Below are 20763 nucleotides of genomic sequence, written 5' to 3' on the forward strand. Positions count from 1 at the left end.
GCCGCTTCCCTACACTTGTCCGGTGACCTCCACCAACATCTCCCTCGCCGACCGCCCGCTGGCCCGCACCCCGCTGACCCTCGAGGATGCGCCCGCGCTCACCGCGCTGCTGAACCGCATCGATGCGGCCGACGAGCTCGGCGAGCCCGCCGAGGAGGTCAGCATCCGTGAGCTGCTCACCATGCCGGGGCTCGACCTGGAGCGGGACACCCTCGCCGTCCGCGACGAGGACGCGCTGGTCGCCTTCACCGTCGTCGACGTCCACACCTCCCTGGACCGCGACGACCGGGTGCGCTGCCAGCTGATGGGCGGCGTGGATCCCGCCCATCGCCGCCAGGGACTGGGCGCCTCGCTCTTCGCCTGGGCCGAGGAGCGCGCCGCGCAGCTCGCCGCCGAGCGCCATCCCGCCGGCGCCGTCGCCGTCTTCCGTGCCGCCGGCGGACGGGACCCCGACGTGGACGAGCCGGAGGACGCCCCGCTGACCGGGGGCGCCGATGCGCGCCCGCTGCTGGAGAGCCGCGGCTACCGACGTGCTCGCAGCTGGCTGGTCATGCTCCGTGAGCTGCCCGGCGCCGCTCTGCCGGAGATCGAGAGCGAGCAGGTGCGGGTGATCGCCCCTGCGGACGAGGACTCCGAGGCGACCCGCCTCGCCCACCTCGCCGCCTTCGCCGACCACTGGGGCTCCGCGCCCGTCTCCGCAGAGCGCTGGAACCGCTGGTGGTTCTCGCACACCGCGCGGCGCGAGCTCGCCAGCATCGCGCTGGACGCCGACGGGACCGTGCTCGCCTATGTCGTCGCCTCGGAGGACAAGCCGGGCGTGCTGCACATCGCCCTGGTGGGCACCCGCCCCGAGGCCCGCGGTCGGGGACTCGCACGCGCGGTCATCGCCCGCACCCTCTCCGCCGCGGCGGAGAAGGGGTATTCCAGCGCCGAGCTCGAGGTCGATGCCGAGTCCCTCACCGGCGCGACGCGCCTGTACGACGCGCTCGGCTTCGCCCGGGACGCCGTGTACGCCACCTTCGAGAAGCCCGTCGGCTGACCAGCGGCGGCTCGTCCTCCGGAACGCTCCCTTGACCCCGACCACCCTTGCTGTACATAGTGGATATGTACAGTAAGAGCAGTTGGTCGTCCCGACCCGAGCACGGGAGGAGTGGTGAGGATGCACCTCCGGCTGGACCCCTCCGCTCCGGAACCGATCTACGAGCAGATCCGTGCCCGCCTGGCCGAGCAGATCCTGCAGGGAGACCTCGCTGCGGGGGAAGCACTGCCCTCGATCCGTGCCCTCGCGCGTGACCTGCGGGTCAGCGTCATCACCACCACCCGCGCCTACAACGAGCTGGTGGCCGACGGGCTGGTCGACGCCGTGCGCGGCAAGGGCGTCTTCATCCGCGCCCAACAGCCCGAACAGCTGCGCGCCCGCGCCCTGGGGCGCATCGACGACGCGCTCGCCGAGGCTCTCCGCACCGCCCGCACTGCCGGGATCGACGACGAGGAGCTGTGCGACCGCCTCGCCGGGCTTCTCGAGGAGGACGACCGATGAGCACGATGCCCAGCGAGCAGGAGCATGCCCTTCCGGAGGGCCCCGGCACGCCCTCGGCCACGGTGCAGGGCCTCGCCGTCCACCTGCCCTCTCGCGAACGCCCCTACGCAGCGCCGCTGCAGGCCGTCCGCGACCTCACCTTCACCGTGCCGGCCGGGCAGGTCACGGCGATCGTCGGCGCCAACGGTGCCGGGAAGACCACGGCCCTGCGCGCCCTCAGCAGCGCCCTGCCCTTCGCCGCCGGGAGCATCGAGGTGCTGGGGACCGCGCTGGGCCCCGCGACCGTTGCACTCCCTGCCGGCGTCGCCCTGGTGCCGGACGCGCCCGCGTACCCCGCGCGGTGGACCGCGCGCCACCTCGCTCGCGCCCACGCCGCGACGGCCTCGCAGTTCGACCACCCCCGCTTCAGCACCCACCTCACCGCGCACCGGGTGCCCGAGCGTCGCCCCGTGCGCGAGCTCTCGCGCGGCCAGCTCACTCAGCTGGCCATCGCCGCGGCGCTCGCACAGGACCCCCACCTGCTGATCCTCGACGAGCCCTTCGCCCGGCTGGACCCGCTGGCCCGCACCGACCTGGTCGACGAGCTGCGCTCCCTGATGGCGCAGGACGGGCGCTCGATCCTGCTGGCGACCCACGACCTCGAGGGCATGGACCGCTTCGTGGACCACCTCGTGGTCATCGCTCAGGGGCGGACGGTGCTCGAGGGCGAGGTGGAGCGGCTCCGGGACGAGTTCCTCCTGCTCGAGCGCGCGGCCGGGAACGAGGACGCCGTCGCCCCGGACCTGATCGGAGCCGTGACCACGGGCGGGACCCTGCGTGCACTGGTGCACCTCGAGGAGGCCGCCGGGCTGCCTCCCGCAGCGGACCTGCGCCGGCCCGGCGTGCACGATCTGGTCACCCACTGGCTGCGCGCCGTCTCGCCGCCCGCCGCCACGACCTCGAGGAGGGGCGCCGCATGATGTCGACCCGACAGGCTCTTGCCATGGATCTGCGCCTGAACAGCGGGCGCTTCGCCACCACCCTGCTGCTGTGCCTGTTGAGCCTGGTCGTGGCGGTGCTGGGGTCCGACGCCCTCATGGCCGTCCTCCCGATCTGGGCCGCGCTGGCCTGGTACCGCTACGGCCGGGGCGACACCATCGAGCGCGAGGAGCTCCGCGCGAGCCTCGGCCTCGCCCGTGCCGACAGGGTGCGGGGCAGGGTCGCGCTGATCGCCGTGGAATCCGCCCTGCTGATCCTCACCACCTCGCTTTGGCTCCTGGTCGCCGCCACGTTGGATCTGGGGGCGAGCATCCAACCCGGCCCCACCTTCACGGTCTCCGGGCCCCCGGGCTCTCCGAGGTCGTGCTCGTGCTGGTCGGTGCCGTGCAGAGCGTGCTGGTGCTGCTCCTGACGGCGATCGTGGTCGGCGGTGAGTGCGTGACGCGCCGTCCCGGGGCGGCGGCGGCCGTCGTGACCTGCCTGGTCTACCTCGGCGCGGGGCTGCTCAGCGCCGGACTCGCCCTCCCCATCGGCATGACGGGCCTGTCCGGCGACCCGCTGCTCCCGTACCTGCTCACCGGGGCGGCGGGCCTGGTGGTCAGCGGGGTGCTCGTGCTCGTGCTGCGCCGTCGGGTGCGCACCTGGATCGGGCTGCTGGACTCGGGAGCTGCGGCGCGGGGGGGCGGTGGCGGCATGAAGCGTCCAGGGCCGGCGCAGCCTGCGATCGGCGGCTCACCTCCGCACGCCGTCCGCGTCGAGAACCTGAGCGTCGCCGTCCCGCACCCGCGCAGTCGATATCGGGCAGCGACCCCGGTGCTCGATGAGGTCAGCTTCACCGCGCCCCGCGGGCACGTCACGGCACTGGTGGGGACCAACGGAGCGGGCAAGACGACTCTGCTGCGCACGCTCACCGGTGCGCTGCGTCCCGCGTCCGGTTCGATCGACGTCCTGGGGAGCGCTGTCGGACCGCCCGAGGACGCGTGCCCGCCGGGGGTCGCCGTGGTGCCTGATGCCCCGGTCCTCCCCGAGGAGTGGACGGCGCGCGAGGTGATCGCTCTGCATCGCCGCCTCGGTGATCCCTTCGATCCCCGTGGGTTCACGGCGATGCTCCGAGCGCGGGGGATCGGCCGCAGGACGATGATCGGGTCCCTCTCGACGGGGCAGTCGACGCACTTCTCGCTCGCCCACGCGCTTGCGACGGATCCGCAGCTGCTCGTGCTCGACGAGCCGCTCGCCCGGCTCGATCCTCTCGCGCGCACCGAGCTGATCGACCGCCTGCGCGAGCGGATCGCTGCGGACGACGCCCGCTCGGTCCTCCTCTCGACCCACGACCTCGACGGGATGGATCGCTTCGTCGACCGCCTGGTGGTGCTGCACGAGGGGCGGACCGTGCTCGAGGGCGATGTCCACGAGCTCCTCGAAGGCCACCTCGTGGTGACCTGTCGCGGCGAGGCGGAGACGCTGATCGGCGTCGATGACGCTGTCGGGCTCCCACCGGGAACGGCACTGCGGGAGCCGGGCCTGGTCGAACTGGTCAGCGTCACCCTCGCGTCCGTCAGCGGGCGCACCGACCCGGAGGACCGCTCATGACCACGGTGGGGCGACCGAAGCCGGTGGCGCCTCGAGACCGCGCCTTCCGCCTCGAACTCACCCTGCAGCGACCGCTGCTGTGGGGGAGCGGTGTCGTCGCGATGGTGGTGCTGCTGGTCGCGCTGGGCCAGCTCGGCCGCTGGGGGTTCGTGCCGATCCTGCTCGCCGTCGCGGTGCCTGTCGCCGCCGCCTCACCCGACCCGGCGAGGGAGGACTGACTCCGCGGGACCCTCGCCATCTCCCGGGCGGACCACGTCCGTGCCCGCGTGCGCTTCGTGCTGCTCTCCCAGCTGGGGCTCCTGCTCATCGCGGCGCTCGTGATCCTGGTGGGGCCGCACCTCGGGAGCGATGATCCAGCGGTTCTGCAGCGGATGCGCCTCGGTGGGCTCTCGCTGTCGGTCCCGACCCTCGAGTACTGGCAGAACCTGGTCGTGTGGGCCTCCGCGGTGCTGTGGACGCATATCTGGGTGGGACGCGATGCCCTGCGCAGCTCGTCGACGGTGATGTGGGCGCGAGCGCTGATCTCCTATCTCGGGATGTACGTCGTGGTGATGGCCGTGAGCGGCGGAGCCCAGATGCTCGCCCGGGCACTCCTGGCGCGGGTGGGGGTGGTGGATGTCGCCGCGTCGGTGACCTGGATCGTCCTCGCGGTCGCCGGGGCTGTGCTGGTCGGTGGCGGTCTGCTCGTGCTGCGGTGGCGGAGCGAGGTCTGGGCGCGCGCTGCGTGACCTCGTGATCGGCCGCATGCTCCCTCCACCCGGGCCGGACGCGAGGGCGCGCGCCGACCGGGCTGCGGGAGGATGGCCCCATGAGAGCAGTGCGCTTCGATGCCTTCCGGACCACGCCCGCGCTGGTCGAGGTGCCGGCCCCGGTCTGTCCGCCCCGCGGGGCGGTGATCTCGGTGCACGCCACCGGCGTGTGCCGCAGCGACTGGCACGCCTGGCAGGGGCACGACGACTCGGTGCAGCTGCCGCACATCCCCGGGCACGAGTTCGCGGGCGTGGTCGCCGAGATCGGTGAGGAGGTCACGGATTTCGCCGTCGGCGACCGGGTCACCGCCCCCTTCATCCTCGCCTGCGGCCGCTGCGAGCAGTGCCGCGCCGGCGCCCCGCAGGTGTGCCCGCACCAGCGCCAGCCCGGCTTCGACCTGCCCGGAGCCTGGGCGGAGCAGGTGATGGTGGTCGAGGCGGAGCACAACCTCGTCACCCTCCCGGAGGGGATCGACATGACCCTCGCCGCCGGGCTCGGCTGCCGCGTGGGGACGGCCCATCACGCCGTGCGCGCCCAGGCGGCCGTCCGGCCGGGAGAGCAGGTCGTGGTGTTCGGCTGCGGCGGGCTGGGTCTGGCCTGCGTGATGATCGCGCTCGCCGCCGGCGCAGAGGTGATCGCGGTCGACATCTCCCCGGCCGCGGTCGCCGCCGCCGAGGCGCTCGGGGCGACCGCCCTGGCCGGCTCGCCCGATATCGGCGAGAGCGTCCGGGAGGCGACAGGCGGCGGAGCCCACGTCAGCCTCGACGCGCTCGGCTCCGCTGCGACCGCGCGCGCCGCGATCGGGTCGCTGCGGCCCCGCGGCCGTCACGTGCAGGTGGGGCTGCTGCTGGGGGAGGACGCGGACCCGTCCCTGCCCATGGGGCGAGTGATCGCCCAGGAGCTGCAGATCCTCGGCAGCCACGGGCTCGCCGTCGAGGAGTACGGCACGCTGCTGGCCGATATCGCCCAGGGCCGTCTGGACCTGTCCGGGACGGTCGGCCGCGTCATCGACGCCGCCGAGCTGCCCGCTGCGATGGTCGCGATGGACCGGCCGCCGACCACGGCCGGGATGACCGTGGCCCGCTGGGTGTGAGGCCCGGCATGGTCCTCCCGCTCTGCCCGCTGTGGAAGCATTGAGCCCATGAGCATCACTGCAGCCGCCGACGGCTCCGCCCTCGGCAACCCCGGCCCGGCGGGCTGGGCCTGGTACATCGACGAGGACACCTGGCGTGCGGGCGGCTGGCCCCACGGCACCAACAACATGGGCGAGCTCAAGGCCGTGCTCGACCTGCTCGAGGCGACCGCCGTCGACGCCGACCAGCATCTGCACATCCTGTGCGACAGCCAATACGTCATCAACTCGGTCACGAAGTGGATGCCGGGCTGGAAGCGCAAGGGCTGGCGCAAGAAGGACGGCAAGCCGGTGATGAACGTCGAGCTGCTGAAGGACATCGACCGCGCGCTCGCCGGGCGCAGCGTCGAGTTCGAATGGGTCAAGGGACACTCCGGCCACGCCATGAACGAAGCGGCCGACGTGCGCGCCAACGCCGCCGCCACGGCCTTCTCCAAGCAGCAGGACCCGCAGGTGGGGCCCGGGTATCGCGGCAGCGAGGGAGTTGCATCCGAGACAGCACCAGGGGCATCGTCCACGGCTGCGCCGGCCGACGACCTCTTCAGCCTCTTCGACCAGGCCGAGGGGGAGCCCGCCTCGAGCTGCTCGACCGCCGTCGAGGAGACCGTGCTGGTGGCCGACGGCCCGGGTGCGAGCGACTTCGAGCAGGTCGCCGTGAGGGAGCAGGCGCTGCTCGGTGACCGTCTGCGCGCCGACCCGCCGAGCGCCGCCGAACTGCTGCACCCCGCCTTCACCGAGGTCGGGACCAGCGGGCGCCGCTACGACCGCGACGAGATCCTCGCCCACCTCGCCCCGCTGGAGGGCGTCGAGGCGGAGGAGTTCGTCGCCGACGAGATCGCCCCCGGCGTGGTGCTGCTGCAGTATACGACGCATGAACGGCGAGGTGCCGTGCACCGCAGCTCCCTGTGGGTCAGGGAGAACGACCGCTGGCTGCTGCGCCATCATCAGGGCACGGCAACCTTCGGGGCCGACGACGCGCACCGCGACCTACGGGGGCGGTGAACTCGCCGGGCCTGCGGAGTCTTGGGGCTCCTCGTCTCTTGGTTCCTCCTCCACCGCCACCGGAGGCGTCGGCCACGGGGTGATCAGCGGAGGTGTCGGAGAGATGCCCATAGCCCCGTGGGGACTGTTCCAGATCCATGCGGCGGGCGGTGCCGCCCCCGCGGGCGGATCGTCGCCCGGGCCGCTGTCGTCGCCGCTCCCGGTGCGGCTCACCGGGGTCAGGACCCAGAGTCCGTGCTCCTTCAGCAGGTTGCAGCGGGCGCAGAGTCCTTGCCCGTTCGCGAAGCTGGTGGGGCCGCCGCGGTGGTAGGGGAGGGCATGGTCGCTGTGGCGGATCTGCGCATTGCACCACGGGGTGCGGCAGGTGGAGTCGCGCCAGCGGAGCATCCGGGCGAGCCCGGCCGGGAAGGCCCGGGCGCGGGACTCCATGGCGATGAGGTCGCCGGTGCGCGGGGCGGTGAAGAGCCGGCGGTAGAAGGCCGCGACCTCCTCGTCGGGATGCTCGCCCTCGTCGTGACGCAGGTGACCCGGCGGGCGACCGCCCACGGTGTCCCGCACGATGTGCGCAGGGATCGTGCCGTAACCCTCGAGCTGGGCGGTCTCGGCCTCATCGTCCCGCCCCAGCAGGGCGGTGTCCGTGATGATGATGCCGATGTCGAGCCCGGGCCGCAGACGCGGGCGCGGTGAGAGGTCGGCGTTCTCTCCGCCCTGGGCGCCGTGCTGGACGTCCTCGACGAGCAGATCGGCCTCCAGGGCGGACAGAGACGTCTTGGCGCCCGCAGCACGCTGGGACTCAGCCCGTGAGTGCAGCGAGTTCATCATGGCGACGGCATCGAGAGCGCGCAGCGTCGCGGTCACGCGGGCCATCCCGTCGCCCAGCGGCGTCATCCTGATGTGCCGTGATCTGGCGGCCCGTTCCGCGCGTTCCCGGGACGTCTCGGGCTCCAACCTCTGGACCATGGCACGGATCTCTGCTTGGAGGCGCCGGTGCCCCTTGCCGTGCAGCATCTCGGGGTGCTCCCGGATCTCGTCATCGATCCGCCGGCAGGTCTCGTCCCCGGCCCCGTCGAGAGCGCCGGCGACGGCTGAGGCCTGCTGATCCGTCACGGCGCCGGACCAGAGCCGGTCCACCGTTCCCGGCATGTGCTGGACTAGTCGGCGCGCTTTGGCCTGCGAGAACGAGGATGCGGCCGGGGAGATCCGACGGGCGAGTGCGATCTCCTGCCCGGCGCCCCTGCCCTGCTCCTCGGCCGACATCCCCTGGGCGGCGTCATCTCGGCGGATCCGCTGCTCGGCCGCGACCTGCCAGGTCGCATCGACCGCTGCGAGGGAGGCGCGCAGATGGTCGACGCCCGCCATGGCGGCCAGCGCCTCCTCCGCGCTGCCGGGGGCGGTATCGGGCAGTGGATCGCGCACCGAGCTGGTCCGGGTGAAGGCGAGCAGGGTCGCCGTGAGGACCTGGGCGAGCACGGCGCGGGCGGTGGTGCTGGCCTCGACCGCTGCGAGGCGGCTCAGCACGTCCTCGAGGACGTCCCCCGAGGGCGCGGCCACGTCCCGGTGGGGTGTCTCCCCACCGGGGTGTTCCCCGCTGCTCTTCGGTATCGACTCCATGCTTGGATCGTACGCAGATTCGAAATTCTGCGTCACCCCCACGGGAAATTTGGGGATAATTCCCGAGAGTGTGGAGGAAAATGTGGATGACTGCCCACTGTGGAGGAACCGTCGTCTCGGTCCTGCGATGAATGTGCAGGGAAAGGTCGCCTTTCATGCTGCCCCGGGAGGCGCGAGAATATTACCGACTCACCGTTCGTGGATCGTGTCAAGGGTTTGTCCTAGAATGTGCATGGCTCCCGTCCTCGCGATAGTCGGCGCCCCTTTTTCGGTGCATTGGACGGCGAACGCCTGCCTGGCGTCGGCTCCGGATCATCCGACAGCAGAGAGCCCGAGCCGCGCCTGTGGGACCATGGCGGGCATGAGGAGCACCCCCGTCGGCAGCGCAGCGCGCGCGCCGTGGTGCCGGGCGCGGTGACGACCTCCCTCCCGCTCGCCCGTCGCGCCGGTGGGCCGGACCTCGCTCGCGGGATCTCGCTGCTGGGCATCGCGCTGGCCAACATGGTGGGCTGGCTGCACGGTCAGGAATGGACGGTGCTGCTGAAGCAGCGCGAGGCCACGGGCCTGGATCGCACGGTCGACGTGCTGATCGCGCTGCTGGCCGACAACCGCGGCTTCCCGCTGTTCGCGCTGCTGTTCGGCTACGGCATCGGCGTGCTCTACCGCCGGTCCCGGGACCGCGGGGAGAGCGTACGAGGATTCATCCTGCGGATGGGGCGCCGCCACCTGGTGCTGCTGGCCATCGGCCTGGCCCACGCCGTCTTCCTGTTCTCCGGGGACATCCTGGTCGCCTACGCCATCATCGGCATGTTCGTGGTGCTGCTGATCTCCCGGCACCGGGTCGCGCTGCCGCTGGCGGGGGTGCTGGCCCTGCCCGCCCTCGGGGTGTGGGGGTGGGTGGACGGCACCATCGGCCTGACCGGGCAGAGCGGATACCCTGCGGCCTCCGCCCCCACCTACCTCGCCTCGCTGGAGATCCGCGCCGACGAGGCCCTGCGCGAGGTCGGCCTCGCCGTGATCACCGATATCGCGCTGCTCGCCCCGATGGCGCTGGGGGCGATCGCGGCCCGTATCCATCTGCTCGAGCAGGTCGAGGCCAACCGTGACCTGCTCATCCCGCTGATGCGCTGTGGGCTGCTGAGCGGTCTGCTCGGCGCGGTGCCGCTGACCGCGGTGCTGGTGCTCGACCCCGCACACACCCACGTCGACAGCGCCCTCGTGCTGGGTCTGCTGGGCCTGCTGCACCAGTACTCCGGCCTGGCCGGGGCCCTCGGGCTCGCCGCCGCGGCAGCCCTGCTCGCGGAACGGATCCGTCGCGGCGGAGCGCAGCAGGGGAGCCTCCTGGCCGCGGCGAACGGGTCCGCGGTGCGCGGCATCGAAGCGCTCGGCACCGTCTCGCTCAGCGCCTATATCGCCCAGTCGGTGCTGTACCTGGCGCTGTTCCCGCCGTACACCCTCGACCTCGGCGCCACCCTCGGCAGCGCCGGGACCGCCGGGATCGCGGTGCTGGGCTGGGCGGCGATGATCCCGCTCGCGCTCGCGCTGCACCGCCGCGAGCGCCGCGGCCCGCTCGAGGTGCTGCTGCGGCGCCTGGCCGGCTCCTCCACCGCCGGCTCCTCCCGTCCGGGGCAGGCGCATCGGGTGCTCCCTCCGAGGTCCATCTCGAAGGGAGCCCGTCCATGACCGTCTTCGCCGACACTCCGCGCTGGCCCCGCCACGGGATGCTGTGGGGGCACCTGATCTCCGATACCTCGCTGGCCGAGCTGCACGAGATCGCGGCGCGGGCCGGTCTGCCGCCGCGCTCCTTCGACCTCGACCACTACGACTGGCCCACCGCCGCTCGGGACGCACTGGCAGCGGCGGGGGTGCGCGTCGTCGGTGACGGGGAGCTGACCCGGATCCTCATCGCCTCCGGACTGCGGATCAGGCTGCGGGACCGCCCTGCCGCGCGGGCCCGGCGCAGCGCGGAGCACGCCGCCGAGCTCGGCCTGGAACCGGTGCCGCAGGACCTCATCGTCGGGATGCTCGGCCATGTGGACCCGCTGCCCGAGCGCCCCGGCTCCTTCCGCCTCAGCCGTGACACGCCGGAGGGGGCTGCGCGGATCGAGGCCCACGATGCCCTCGGCCGCCGCAGCGCCGAGAAGATGCTGGCACAGCTGGAGGCCCTCTCGCTCGCCCGGACCGGGACCGGCTTCGTGGGCCAGGTGATGGACGGGCCGACGCCGGCCCCGTGAGCGGGCCCGCTCAGTCGGTCGGGCCCGGCTCGGGATCCGCGGACGACGGGGAGGCCTCCCCATGGGGGCGGTGGCCGAGCGCCCGGCGCTGGTCGGGCTCGACCTGCTGCTCCGCAGCGATCTCCGTCCCCTGCAGCTCGACCCAGAAGGTGGCGCCCCCGCCCTCGGTCCCGGTGACCCCGATGTCTCCGCGATGCTGCTGCACGATCGACGCCGCGATCGAGAGACCGAGCCCCGCGCCACCGCCCTGGGATGCGGCTCGCACCCGGGAGGAGTCGGTGCGATAGAAGCGCTCGAACACCTTCTCGCGCTGGTCGTCGTCGATACCCGCGCCGTGGTCACGGATCTCGATGCGCACCCGGTCCGGCGAGGTGTAGCCCACCGCGAACTCGACGGGCGAGCCCTTGGGGGTGTGTCGGTTCGCGTTGCCCACCAGGTTCAGGATCACCTGCCGCAGGGAGGCCTCGTCGCCGAGCACCCCGATCGACAGGTGCGGCTGCACCGACAGCGGCGTCCCCGACAGCGAGGTCACCATCACCTGCCGGCCCGGGTCCAGGGCGCGCAGGTCCTGGGCGGCGTCGAAGAGGGCATCGGTGAAGTCCACCGGTTCGAGGTCGAGCGCGGGCTTCTCATCGAGCCGGGCCAGGCGCAGCAGGTTCTCCACCAGCGAGCCCATCCGTCGCGCCTCGTCCTCGATGCGCCGCATCGCCGAGGCGACGTCCTCGTCCTGCGGCAGGGCGCCCATCCGGTACAGCTCGCCGAAGCCGCGGATCGCCGCGAGCGGGGTGCGCAGCTCATGGGAGGCATCGCCGACGAAGCGCCGCATCCTCGCCTCGGACCTCGTCGCCTTCTCCTCCGAGGCGGACTGCGCCGCGAAGGACTGCTCGATGCGCACCAGCATCTCGTTCAGCGACAGCGCCAGGGCGTGCACCTCGAGACTGGTGTCGGTCACCGGGACGCGGCGCGAGAGGTCGCCGCCGGCGATCTGGGAGGCGGTCGACTCGACGTCGCGCAGCGGCTCCAGCGCACGATGGGTCACATAGCCGCCCAGCCCCATGCCCACCAGCACCACCAGCGTGCCGACCAGCACGATGATCAGCGCCATCTCGTGCATCGTGCGGTCCACCCCGGTCAGCGGCAGCGCCACGTAGACGCTGCCCCCGTCGGGCGCAGGGTTCAGCATGGCGACCACGCGCCAACGGTTCTCCGCGGAGTCCAGCACCGTGAAGGGCCGCCCCCCGCGCTGGAGGATCTCCTCCTTGCTCAGATCCGGGAAGGGGAGGGTGACGTTCCCCGGCCCGTAGTGGACCACGGCCTGCTCGATCGACCGGCCATGCCGGTCCCGGATCTCCACCGCGTACTCGACCGGCGTGTAGGCGCTGTTCTGCATCGCGTCCTCGTCCCCGGCCAGCTCATGCCGGGCCAGGGTGAGCATCTCGCCCATCCCGGACTGCAGGTTGCTGTCGACCGACTGGATCAGCGTGCGGTTCAGCAGGAACAGCGACAGGCTCCCGGTGACGACGGTGCCGAGCACCAGCAGCAGCGAGATCAGGGCGACGATCCGGGTCCACAGGGACACGGGCCGCTCCGCGCGCAGGCTCGGCAGGGCCAACCCTCAGGAACCTTCGGGGGCGCGCAGCACGTAGCCGATGCCGCGCTTGGTGTGGATCATCGGATCGCCGATCACATCGATCTTGCGGCGCAGGTAGGAGATGTAGGACTCGACGATGCCCACCTCGCCGGACCAGTCGTAGTCCCAGACATGGTCCAGGATCTGGGTCTTGGAGACCACCCGGCCGGCGTTGAGCATCAGGTACCGCAGCAGCTTGAACTCGGTGGGGGACAGCTCGATGTTCACCTCGCCGCGGTGGACCTCGTGGGAGTCCTCGTCCAAGCGCAGATCGGCGACCACCAGAGCGCTGTCGACCGTCGCCTCGGTATCGCCGTGGGTGCGGCGCAGCACCGCCCGGATGCGCGCCACGACCTCCTCGAGGCTGAAGGGCTTGGTGACGTAGTCGTCGCCGCCGACGGTGAGGCCGGCGACCTTGTCCTGCGTCTCGTCCTTGGCGGTGAGGAAGAGGATCGGGTACTTCTCGCCCCGGCTGCGCAGGCGGCGGGTCACGGTGAAGCCGTCCATATCCGGCAGCATCACGTCGAGCACCACCAGATCGGGCTGGTTCTCCGTGGCCTCGCGGATCGCCTCGTTGCCGGTCGAGGCGGTGAACACCTCGAAGCCGGCGAAGCGGAGCGAGGTGGCGAGCAGGTCGCGGATATTGGGTTCGTCGTCGACGACGAGGAGTCGAGCCTCGTAGTCCTGGTCCTCATGCGATGTCATGAGACCACCGTCCTCCTCGAGCTTGGGAATCGGCTGGACGTCAGCTGGACGGGATCAGCGGGTGGCGCGGTGGACCTTCTCCTGCTGCTTGCGCAGCTTCCGGATCGTCCAGCTCATCTGGATCATCCGCACCGAGCCCACCAGGGCCATCACCAGGGCACCGGCGATCGCGGCGAGGAGCATCGCCACGCCCAGCGGCAGGTCGAACTGCGTGCCGAAGTACTGGAATCCGGCGGTGACGTTGTTCTGGATCACGAAGATCAGCAGCATCACCAGGATGATCGCGCCGAGGATCAGCCCGATCCACATGCCGGCGGTCTTCCCGCCGCCGCCGGCCGGCGGCTCGTCGACGGGGCCGCGCTCCGGGGCGGGGTGCTTCTCACGGCCGCTGCCGGGCTCTGCGGGGGCGCGCCGCCCGGTGGCAGGGGCCTCGGGGGAGTCGGGGCGGGCCGCGTCGTCGTCGCCGGTGGGTCCGGTGGGGCGGGTGGGATCGTCGGAGGCGGTCATGTCGATCTCCTGGGGAACGGCCGACGGAGCGGCGGCGGGCGGGATGCACGATCCACTCTAGTCAGCCCGAGTCCCCGCCCCTCCCGGCCGCGCCGCAGGGGAGGGCTCAGCGCCCGTCGGCGGCGCGACCCAGCTGCTCCAGCTCCTCCGCGTCCACGATCGTGTAGGCGTACCCCTGCTCGGCGAGGAAGCGCTGGCGATGAGCCGCGTAGTCCTGATCCTGGGTATCGCGCATGACCACGGTGAAGAAGTGCGCGCTGCGCCCGTCGGCCTTGGGCCGCAGCAGCCTCCCGAGCCGCTGCGCCTCCTCCTGACGGGACCCGAACGCACCGCTGACCTGCACCGCGACCGAGGCCTCAGGGAGGTCGATCGAGAAGTTCGCGACCTTGGAGACGACCAGGCGGTCGATCCGACCGGCACGGAAGGCGTCGAACAGCTCCTGGCGGCGGCGCACCGGCGTCTTCCCGGTGATCAGGTCCGCGCCCAGCCGCTCGGCGATCTCCTCCAGCTGATCGATGAACTGGCCGATCACGAGCATCGGCTCGCCCGGGTGGCGCTGCGCGATCCTCTGCACGACATCGATCTTCGCCGGATGGGCGGCGCCGAGACGGGGCCGGTCCGCGGCCTCCGCCATCGCATAGGTCATGCGGTCCGCGGAAGGCATGGTGGCCCGCACCTCGGTGCAGATCGCGGGGGCGATGTAGCCCTGGGCCTCGATGTCCTTCCACGGGGCGTCGTAGCGCTTGGGCCCGATCAGGGAGAACACCTCTCCCTCCCGGCCGTCCTCCCGCACCAGCGTGGCGGTCAGCCCCAGCCGGCGCCGCGCCTGCAGATCCGCGGTCATCCGGAACACCGGTGCCGGCAGCAGATGCACCTCGTCGTAGATGATCAGGCCCCAGTCGCGGGCGCTCATCAGCTCCAGGTGCGGATGGACGCCCTTCCGCTTCATGGTCAGCACCTGGTAGGTCGCGATCGTCACCGGTCGCACCTCCTTGGACGCCCCGGAGTACTCGCCGATCTCCTCCTCCGTGAGCGTCGTGCGGGCCAGCAGTTCCGTCTTCCACTGCCGGGCCGAGACCGTCGAGGTGACCAGGATCAAGGTGGTGCGGCCCATCTCCGCCATCGCCGCGGCGCCGACGAGCGTCTTGCCCGCGCCGCAGGGCAGCACCACCACACCGCTGCCGCCGTGGCGGAAACCGTCCACCGCCTCCTGCTGGTAGGGGCGGAGGGACCAGCCGTCCTCGGCGAGGTCGATCGGATGCGCCTCGCCGTCGACGTAGCCGGCATGGTCCTCGGCGGGCCAGCCCAGCTTCAGCAGCGCCTGCTTGAGCGCGCCGCGCTCCGAGGGGTGCACCGCCACCGTCGACTCGTCGATCCGGGCGCCGAGCATGCCCTGGATCCGCTTCGCCCGCGCGACCTCCTCCAGCACCGGGCGGTCCAGGGCGTGCAGCACCAGGCCGTGGATGGGGTCGGAATGCAGCTGCAGGCGCCCGTAGCGGTCCATGGTGTCCGCGACGTCGATCAGCAGCGAGTGGGGAACCGGGTAGCGGGAATGGTCCACCAGCGCCGCGACCACCGACTCCGCGTCGTAGCCGGCGGCGCGTGCGTTCCACAGACCCAGATCGGTGATGCGGTAGGTGTGCACGTGCTCGGGAGCACGTTCGAGCTCGGCGAAGGCGGCGATCGCGATCCGGGCCGTCTGCGCCGCGGGATGGTCGACCTCGAGCAGGAGGGACTTGTCGCTCTGGACGATGAGGGGGCCGTCGGTCATCCCCTCAGGCTACGCCGCGGGCGGGGTCGGGGACCGGGCCGCCGGGGTGTGCACGCGGCAAGCCTCGGCACTGCGGAGCACCGACGGGCGGAGGTCCCTAAGATGGACGCTGAAAGACCGGACCGCCCAGCCCGCCGACCTTCCGTCGGCTGCGCGCCCGGCCCGGCTCGACACTCACCCGACCTGAGGAGAACCCATGGCTAGTTTCGCTCCGTCCCCCGCCGATGCCGCGGACATCGGTGTCACCGGAATGGCGGTGATGGGCTCCAACCTGGCGCGCAACCTCGCCCGCAACGGCTTCAAGGTCGCGATCCACAACCGCAGCGTCGGCAAGACCGAGACGGTCATGGACGAGCACGGCTCCGACGGCGAGTTCTTCCCCTCCGAGTCCATGGCGGACTTCGTCGCCTCGCTGCAGAAGCCGCGCGCGGCGATCATCATGGTCAAGGCCGGCAAGCCCACCGACGCCGTGATCGACGAGCTCGCGGGGCTGATGGATGAGGGCGACATCATCGTCGACGCCGGCAACGCCCTGTTCACCGACACCCGTCGGCGTGAGGCCGCGCTGCGCGAGAGGGGCCTGCACTTCGTGGGCGCCGGCGTCTCCGGTGGTGAGGAGGGCGCGCTGAACGGCCCCTCGATCATGCCCGGCGGCACCAAGGAGTCCTACGCGCGCCTCGGCCCCATGCTCGAGAAGATCTCCGCCCACGTCGACCGCGCGCCCTGCTGCACGCATGTCGGAGCCGATGGCGCCGGTCACTTCGTGAAGATGGTCCACAACGGTATCGAGTACGCCGATATGCAGGTCATCTCCGAGGCCTACGACCTGATGTCCAAGGCGCTGGGCAAGAGCGCCGGCGAGATCGGCGAGGTGTTCGCCGAGTGGAACAAGGGCGATCTGGAGTCGTTCCTGATCGAGATCACCGCCGAGGTGCTCCACCACACCGATGCCCGCACCGGTGAGCCCTTCGTCGACGTCATCCTCGACCAGGCCGCCCAGAAGGGCACCGGTGCCTGGACCGTGCAGACGGCCCTGGACCTCGGCGTCCCGGTCACCGGCATCGCCGAGGCGACCTTCGCCCGCTCCACCTCCGGCTCCGTGCCGCAGCGTGAGGCCGGCCGGAAGGTGCTGCCCGCCGAATCGCAGACGCTCGAGATCGCCGACCCGGCACAGTTCATCGATGACCTGCAGAAGGCGCTCTACGCCGCGAAGCTGGTCTCCTACTCGCAGGGCTTCGACGAGATCGCCGCCGGTGCCGAGGAGTTCGGCTGGGACATCGACCTGGGTGCGATGGCACGGATCTGGCGCGGCGGCTGCATCATCCGTGCCCGCTTCCTGGACCGCATCACCGAGGCCTACGAGCGCAATGCGACGCTCCCGCTGCTGCTGAGCGACGAGTACTTCACCACCGAGATCGCCAAGTGCATCCCCGCCTGGCGCCGCATCGTGGCCTTCGCAGCCACCAGCGGATACCCGGTGCCGGTGTTCTCCTCGACCCTGTCGTACTACGACGCGATCCGCGCCGAGCGGCTCCCGGCCGCCCTGGTCCAGGCCCAGCGCGACTACTTCGGTGCGCACACCTACCAGCGCGTCGACGCCGAGGGCACCTTCCACGTGGAGTGGACCGAGGACCGCCGCGAGACGAAGCAGGACTGACCGGCCAGGTCCCGAGCATGAGGCAGGCCCCGGATCGAACGATCCGGGGCCTGCCTCATGCTGTCGCGGGGCGGGCAGCCCCGCCGGGGTCAGTACGAGCTGCCGCTGCTGACCGCGGCGACGATGACCACGACGTAGATCACGATGAGGATGATCGCGAGGACCCACATGATGGCGAAGGCGATCCATGCCCACTTGGTGAACTTCTTCGCGGTCTCCGGCTCCTGGTCGGCCTTGAGGTAGCCGAGCAGCCCGAGGACGCCCGGGATGGCGCCGCCGCAGACGAAACCGATGATGGTGGCGATGAGCGCATTCTTCTTGAGCTTCTCGATGTCGTAGCCCGAGGTGGGTGAGGTCATGGGAATCCCCTTCGTCCTGATGGTCTGAGCGCAGGGCCCGCGGGTGGACTCCTGCCCAGGTCGGGAGCTGTCGCGTGTTCGGCGATCCTCGTTCTCCCGGCCCTGGCGAGCGAAATACTACGTGGACCAGGGGACCCCTGCCATGGGGAGGAGTCCCCATGGCGTGTCGGTGACCCGAGGTGAGGGGTCAGCCCAGCGTCACCCGATGGACCAGCACCGTGAACTCCTCATCCCGTCCCGCCTCCCGGGCCCGCAGCCTCCCGCCCTCGAGGGAGAGCGGCTGGGCCTGCTTGACCACCACCCCGCCGCGTCCGTCGACGATGCCGAGCGGGATCTCCTCGCTGCGGGCGATGGCGTCCAGCAACCGGTCGGTGAGGGAGAGGTCGGCGCCGCCCTCCTCCGCGACCCGCAGCCGAGCCACCGCCTCGGCGGCGGGCACCCGCAGCTCGGGCCCTTCGATGGTGACCAGATCCGGCTCCACGGGACCCCCGCGGAGGGAATGGGTCAGCTCCTCCGCCACCGGTCGGCCGTCCGGTCCCACGGCCTGCGGGGACAGTCCCGCCTGGCGGGCCACCTGCAACGCGAACCCGGGATCCGCGAGGGTGACGACGACGGTGGGAGCGAGCCGGTGCAGGCCGAGCGCCGCGGCTTCGGGCGCGATCTGCAGCAGATCCAGCACCTCCGCCTCCGCCGTGAGCACGGTGGTGGCCCGGGAGACCTGGACACGGCCGTGGCGTCGCTGCTCATCGCGCAGCAGGTAGGTCAGCGACTGCGGGACGGGGGAGCGGGAGACCTCCTCCAGCAGCGCCAGCAGGGCCTCGCCGTCGCGGCCGTCCCCGAGCGCGCGGCGCACGGAGGCGGTGGTGAAGCGCAGCGTGAGCGCCCCGCCGCGGGAGACCAGCTCCGTCCAGTCCAGCAGCGACAGCAGGGACTCGGCGGGCCGCCCCGGGACCACGACGGTGAGATCGGCGTCCAACAGCACCTCCGTCACCGGCGGCGGGGCGGCCTCCCGGAGCGCGGCGGCGAGCCGGTCATCGGCGCGGGTGATCTCCTCGTCCAGGGCGAGGACCAGCTCCTGGCCGAGCACGGTGAGGGCCCCGCCGTCGAGCACGCCGAGCACCGCGCCCTCGACCAGCAGGGCAGCGGTCTCCTCGCGGATCACCTCGGCCGGGACCAGCGGGAACGCCCAGGCGAGCGCCGCGGCGAGGGAGTCCTCGGTCGCGTCGACGGTGGGGGTGGTGCGCAGCACCTGCAGCAGGCTGCCGCGCCGGGTGCGCACCCCGTCGCGGCGGGTGAGGTCGGACAGCAGGGAGCGCCCGGTGCCGGAGGAGTCCGGGGTGCCGACCACCGCGGCGAGATGATGGCCGCGGGCCCAGGCCAGCACCAGCTCGGCCCAGCGCTGCTCCGCGCCGAGCAGGCGGTGGGCGTCCCAGTCCTTCGTGGGGCGCCATTCCTGGCCGTCGTGCCCGATCAGCCCGGCCTGCCAGGCGGATTGCAGCACGGTCGCCAGGCCCTGCACCGTGGTCCCGGCCCGCTCGGCGAGCCGGCGCAGATCCCGCTGCGGCAGCCCGCCACGACGCAGCACGCCGGGCGGGTCCTCGTCGAAGCTGCGCACCGTGCTCAGCAGCCGCAGCGACTCGAAGGCGTGCTCGACGGCCTGGGCGGTGCGGGAGCCGGGGATCCGCTCGGTGCGCTCCGGCCCGCTCGGGGAGGGGCGCTGCGCGGCATGGGTGCGGCGCACCCGTCCCTCGCGCAGCGCGAGCTGGATCGGGCGGGGGAGGTGCAGCGTCTCGCCGTCGGCGACCACGATGCCCGCGGCCAGCAGGTCCCGGGCGAGGCGGCCCCGGCCGGTGACGATGCTGGGGCCCCAGGCGAGCGCCTCGAGCGCCTCGGGATGCTCGAGGCGGGCCCGAGCGACCCGGAGGCGGGCCTCCTCGGCCGAGGGATCCTCGGCTGCCGGCGGCGCGAGCCCCGCGGGGCTGCGGAGCCCGTCGCGCAGCGGCCGGATCAGGGACAGCCGATCCTCGCCCCAGACCACAGCGAGGGTGATCAGCCGTTCGAGGGCGGGGGCGATCGTCGCCGGATCCGAGGAGACGGCGGCGGCCAGCTGCGAGGGGGAGCTGCCGTCCTCGAGGACGGCGAGGGCCTCCACCAGGTGCAGCTCCGGCAGGGTCAGCGCCTCCAGGGCGCGGCGGGCGGAGGTGGCGCCCCCGGCGCGGGCGGCGAGAGGGCCGAGCCCGCGGGGAAGGGGCGAGGCGAGATCCGGTCGGGCGACGAGCAGGGCCTCGAGGCGATCGTCGCCGAACCGTCGCAGGGAGTCCGCGAGGGACCGGATCTCAGCGGTCATGATGCATTCCAGCATAGGCTGACCCGCTGTGAGGTGCTGCGGCGCGTCAGCTCCGCTCCTCGCCCCCATAGCCCAATCGGCAGAGGCGGCCGACTTAAAATCGGCGCAGTCCGGGTTCGAGTCCCGGTGGGGGCACCTCAGACGGGATCCCGCGCGGGTGCGGTCGTCGGCCACAATGGTGGACATGACCTCCTCTGCTGATGACACCGCTGCTGCCGACGAGCATCGCCAGCAGCTCGCGGCCCGCCTCGACGAGATGCTCGCGCGCCTGGACGCCGCCGCCGCCCGGGTGGGCCGCGACGGCCGTGAGATCACGGTGCTGCTGGCCACCAAGACCCGCGCCCCCGCCGAGATCGCCGTCGCGGTCGAGCTGCTGCGCGAGCGGGAGCGCCCGGTCGCGGTGGGGGAGAACCGGGCCCAGGAGATCGCCAAGCACGCCGATGCGCTGCTGGCGGACAACGGCGTGCCCCGTCATTTCATCGGGCGGCTGCAGACCAACAAGGCCCGGGACGTGGTGGCCTTCGCCGAGACGATCCACAGCGTGGACCGGGAGGGGATCGCCGATGCGCTCGAGCGCCGCGCCGAGATGGCGGGGCTCCAACGGGACGTGCTGGTGCAGGTCAACACCTCCGGGGAGGAGTCCAAGGGCGGGTTCGCCCCCACCGTGGAGGCGCTCGCACCAATCGTCGAGCGGCTGCGGGCCAGCAGCGTGCTGCGGCCCGTCGGCCTGATGACCATCGGGGCGAACACCAGCGACGCCGACGCCGTCCGCGCCTCGCTGCACCGGTTGCGGGAGCTGCGTGACGCCGTGCGCGAGCAGCTCGGCGCCGAGGAGCTCACCGAGCTGTCGATGGGCATGAGCGGCGACCTCGAGATCGCGGTCGAGGAGGGCGCGACCATCGTCCGGGTCGGATCGGCGATCTTCGGGGCCCGCCCTGCCTGAGCACCGG

At 72.2% G+C, this 20763-nt stretch carries 20 protein-coding genes and 1 tRNA gene; 14 read left to right on the plus strand and 7 right to left on the minus strand.

Annotation, left to right across the window (positions count from 1 at the left end):
• Positions 1-22 precede the first annotated feature (22 nt).
• From CFK39_RS11890 to CFK39_RS11930, 9 genes are all read left to right on the plus strand, one after another.
• Positions 23-1039 (plus strand): GNAT family N-acetyltransferase, encoded by a 1017-nt coding sequence (locus CFK39_RS11890; RefSeq protein ID WP_245822542.1) that lies wholly within the window; start codon positions 23-25, stop codon positions 1037-1039.
• 120 nt (positions 1040-1159) lie between these two features.
• On the plus strand, positions 1160-1540 hold the full coding sequence (locus CFK39_RS11895; protein ID WP_089065643.1) for a GntR family transcriptional regulator: 381 nt from the start codon (positions 1160-1162) through the stop codon (positions 1538-1540).
• A complete protein-coding gene (locus CFK39_RS11900) occupies positions 1537-2499 on the plus strand; it encodes an ATP-binding cassette domain-containing protein (protein WP_157697157.1) in 963 nt (320 codons plus the stop codon). The genes CFK39_RS11895 and CFK39_RS11900 overlap by 4 nt, the downstream gene beginning before the upstream one ends.
• The gene (locus tag CFK39_RS16275) at positions 2496-2930 is read left to right on the plus strand and encodes a hypothetical protein (RefSeq protein WP_157697158.1); all 435 of its coding nucleotides are present in this window, start codon (positions 2496-2498) and stop codon (positions 2928-2930) included. Before CFK39_RS11900 ends, CFK39_RS16275 begins: the two co-directional genes overlap by 4 nt.
• Positions 2888-4108 (plus strand): ABC transporter ATP-binding protein, encoded by a 1221-nt coding sequence (locus CFK39_RS11910; protein WP_157697159.1) that lies wholly within the window; start codon positions 2888-2890, stop codon positions 4106-4108. The genes CFK39_RS16275 and CFK39_RS11910 overlap by 43 nt, the downstream gene beginning before the upstream one ends.
• Positions 4105-4326 (plus strand): hypothetical protein, encoded by a 222-nt coding sequence (locus CFK39_RS11915; protein WP_089065644.1) that lies wholly within the window; start codon positions 4105-4107, stop codon positions 4324-4326. The genes CFK39_RS11910 and CFK39_RS11915 overlap by 4 nt, the downstream gene beginning before the upstream one ends.
• A gap of 48 nt (positions 4327-4374) precedes the next feature.
• The gene (locus tag CFK39_RS11920) at positions 4375-4836 is read left to right on the plus strand and encodes a hypothetical protein (RefSeq protein ID WP_089065645.1); all 462 of its coding nucleotides are present in this window, start codon (positions 4375-4377) and stop codon (positions 4834-4836) included.
• Between the two features lie 80 nt (positions 4837-4916).
• Positions 4917-5951, plus strand: coding sequence for an alcohol dehydrogenase catalytic domain-containing protein (locus tag CFK39_RS11925; protein ID WP_089065646.1), 1035 nt, complete (start codon positions 4917-4919; stop codon positions 5949-5951).
• A 48-nt stretch (positions 5952-5999) separates the two neighbouring features.
• Positions 6000-6992, plus strand: coding sequence for a ribonuclease HI family protein (locus CFK39_RS11930; protein WP_089065647.1), 993 nt, complete (start codon positions 6000-6002; stop codon positions 6990-6992).
• On the opposite strand, the gene CFK39_RS11935 is transcribed toward CFK39_RS11930, so the two are convergent.
• The gene (locus tag CFK39_RS11935) at positions 6978-8603 is read right to left on the minus strand and encodes an HNH endonuclease (RefSeq protein ID WP_089065648.1); all 1626 of its coding nucleotides are present in this window, start codon (positions 8601-8603) and stop codon (positions 6978-6980) included. The two genes, CFK39_RS11930 and CFK39_RS11935, sit on opposite strands and share 15 nt — an antisense overlap.
• A 414-nt stretch (positions 8604-9017) precedes the next feature.
• On the opposite strand from CFK39_RS11935, the gene CFK39_RS11940 reads away from it, so the two are divergent.
• Positions 9018-10286 carry a DUF418 domain-containing protein gene (locus tag CFK39_RS11940; RefSeq protein ID WP_089066423.1) on the plus strand — a complete coding sequence of 423 codons (1269 nt, stop codon included), beginning with the start codon at positions 9018-9020 and terminating at the stop codon, positions 10284-10286.
• On the plus strand, positions 10283-10837 hold the full coding sequence (locus CFK39_RS11945) for a DUF4031 domain-containing protein (protein WP_089065649.1): 555 nt from the start codon (positions 10283-10285) through the stop codon (positions 10835-10837). The genes CFK39_RS11940 and CFK39_RS11945 overlap by 4 nt, the downstream gene beginning before the upstream one ends.
• Positions 10838-10847: 10 nt before the next feature.
• Here the strand turns inward: CFK39_RS11945 and CFK39_RS11950 are convergent, their stop codons facing one another.
• The 4 genes from CFK39_RS11950 to CFK39_RS11965 all read right to left on the minus strand — a co-directional run bounded on the left by CFK39_RS11950 (position 10848) and on the right by CFK39_RS11965 (position 15450).
• On the minus strand, positions 10848-12416 hold the full coding sequence (locus CFK39_RS11950) for a sensor histidine kinase (RefSeq protein ID WP_245822544.1): 1569 nt from the start codon (positions 12414-12416) through the stop codon (positions 10848-10850).
• Between the two features lie 36 nt (positions 12417-12452).
• Positions 12453-13172: a response regulator transcription factor gene (locus CFK39_RS11955; RefSeq protein ID WP_089065651.1), complete on the minus strand. Its 720-nt coding sequence runs from the start codon at positions 13170-13172 to the stop codon at positions 12453-12455.
• A gap of 54 nt (positions 13173-13226) precedes the next feature.
• Positions 13227-13679 carry a LapA family protein gene (locus CFK39_RS11960; protein ID WP_089065652.1) on the minus strand — a complete coding sequence of 151 codons (453 nt, stop codon included), beginning with the start codon at positions 13677-13679 and terminating at the stop codon, positions 13227-13229.
• Positions 13680-13785: 106 nt separating this feature from the next.
• Positions 13786-15450 carry a DNA repair helicase XPB gene (locus CFK39_RS11965; RefSeq protein WP_089065653.1) on the minus strand — a complete coding sequence of 555 codons (1665 nt, stop codon included), beginning with the start codon at positions 15448-15450 and terminating at the stop codon, positions 13786-13788.
• Between the two features lie 196 nt (positions 15451-15646).
• Between CFK39_RS11965 and gndA the strand changes: the two genes are divergently transcribed.
• The gene (gene gndA / locus CFK39_RS11970; RefSeq protein WP_089065654.1) at positions 15647-17107 is read left to right on the plus strand and encodes an NADP-dependent phosphogluconate dehydrogenase; all 1461 of its coding nucleotides are present in this window, start codon (positions 15647-15649) and stop codon (positions 17105-17107) included.
• Positions 17108-17196: 89 nt separating this feature from the next.
• Here the strand turns inward: gndA and CFK39_RS11975 are convergent, their stop codons facing one another.
• Entirely contained in the window at positions 17197-17466 is a 270-nt protein-coding gene (locus CFK39_RS11975; protein WP_089065655.1) for a hypothetical protein, read from the minus strand.
• 187 nt (positions 17467-17653) lie between these two features.
• Positions 17654-19813 carry a helicase-associated domain-containing protein gene (locus CFK39_RS11980; RefSeq protein WP_089065656.1) on the minus strand — a complete coding sequence of 720 codons (2160 nt, stop codon included), beginning with the start codon at positions 19811-19813 and terminating at the stop codon, positions 17654-17656.
• A gap of 61 nt (positions 19814-19874) precedes the next feature.
• Here CFK39_RS11980 and CFK39_RS11985 point away from each other — a divergent pair.
• Positions 19875-19948, plus strand: a tRNA-Leu gene (locus tag CFK39_RS11985).
• A 49-nt stretch (positions 19949-19997) separates the two neighbouring features.
• Positions 19998-20756: a YggS family pyridoxal phosphate-dependent enzyme gene (locus CFK39_RS11990; protein WP_089066424.1), complete on the plus strand. Its 759-nt coding sequence runs from the start codon at positions 19998-20000 to the stop codon at positions 20754-20756.
• The last annotated feature ends 7 nt before the right edge of the window (positions 20757-20763 follow it).

It is taken from the genome of Brachybacterium avium (assembly GCF_002216795.1).
In the GTDB taxonomy this organism is placed as follows: Bacteria; Actinomycetota; Actinomycetes; order Actinomycetales; family Dermabacteraceae; genus Brachybacterium; species Brachybacterium avium.

What these genes read in the sequence shown, in the direction of transcription:
- CFK39_RS11975 (WP_089065655.1), bottom strand. Translation starts at nt 17,466, where the DNA reads ATGACCTCACCCACCTCGGGCTACGACATCGAGAAGCTCAAGAAGAAT.
- CFK39_RS11955 (WP_089065651.1), bottom strand. Translation starts at nt 13,172, where the DNA reads ATGACATCGCATGAGGACCAGGACTACGAGGCTCGACTCCTCGTCGTC.
- CFK39_RS11965 (WP_089065653.1), bottom strand. Translation starts at nt 15,450, where the DNA reads ATGACCGACGGCCCCCTCATCGTCCAGAGCGACAAGTCCCTCCTGCTC.
- CFK39_RS11945 (WP_089065649.1), top strand. Translation starts at nt 10,283, where the DNA reads ATGACCGTCTTCGCCGACACTCCGCGCTGGCCCCGCCACGGGATGCTG.
- CFK39_RS11900 (WP_157697157.1), top strand. Translation starts at nt 1,537, where the DNA reads ATGAGCACGATGCCCAGCGAGCAGGAGCATGCCCTTCCGGAGGGCCCC.
- CFK39_RS11960 (WP_089065652.1), bottom strand. Translation starts at nt 13,679, where the DNA reads ATGACCGCCTCCGACGATCCCACCCGCCCCACCGGACCCACCGGCGAC.
- CFK39_RS11930 (WP_089065647.1), top strand. Translation starts at nt 6,000, where the DNA reads ATGAGCATCACTGCAGCCGCCGACGGCTCCGCCCTCGGCAACCCCGGC.
- gndA (WP_089065654.1), top strand. Translation starts at nt 15,647, where the DNA reads ATGGCTAGTTTCGCTCCGTCCCCCGCCGATGCCGCGGACATCGGTGTC.
- CFK39_RS11925 (WP_089065646.1), top strand. Translation starts at nt 4,917, where the DNA reads ATGAGAGCAGTGCGCTTCGATGCCTTCCGGACCACGCCCGCGCTGGTC.
- CFK39_RS11935 (WP_089065648.1), bottom strand. Translation starts at nt 8,603, where the DNA reads ATGGAGTCGATACCGAAGAGCAGCGGGGAACACCCCGGTGGGGAGACA.
- CFK39_RS11895 (WP_089065643.1), top strand. Translation starts at nt 1,160, where the DNA reads ATGCACCTCCGGCTGGACCCCTCCGCTCCGGAACCGATCTACGAGCAG.
- CFK39_RS11990 (WP_089066424.1), top strand. Translation starts at nt 19,998, where the DNA reads ATGACCTCCTCTGCTGATGACACCGCTGCTGCCGACGAGCATCGCCAG.
- CFK39_RS11980 (WP_089065656.1), bottom strand. Translation starts at nt 19,813, where the DNA reads ATGACCGCTGAGATCCGGTCCCTCGCGGACTCCCTGCGACGGTTCGGC.
- CFK39_RS16275 (WP_157697158.1), top strand. Translation starts at nt 2,496, where the DNA reads ATGATGTCGACCCGACAGGCTCTTGCCATGGATCTGCGCCTGAACAGC.
- CFK39_RS11915 (WP_089065644.1), top strand. Translation starts at nt 4,105, where the DNA reads ATGACCACGGTGGGGCGACCGAAGCCGGTGGCGCCTCGAGACCGCGCC.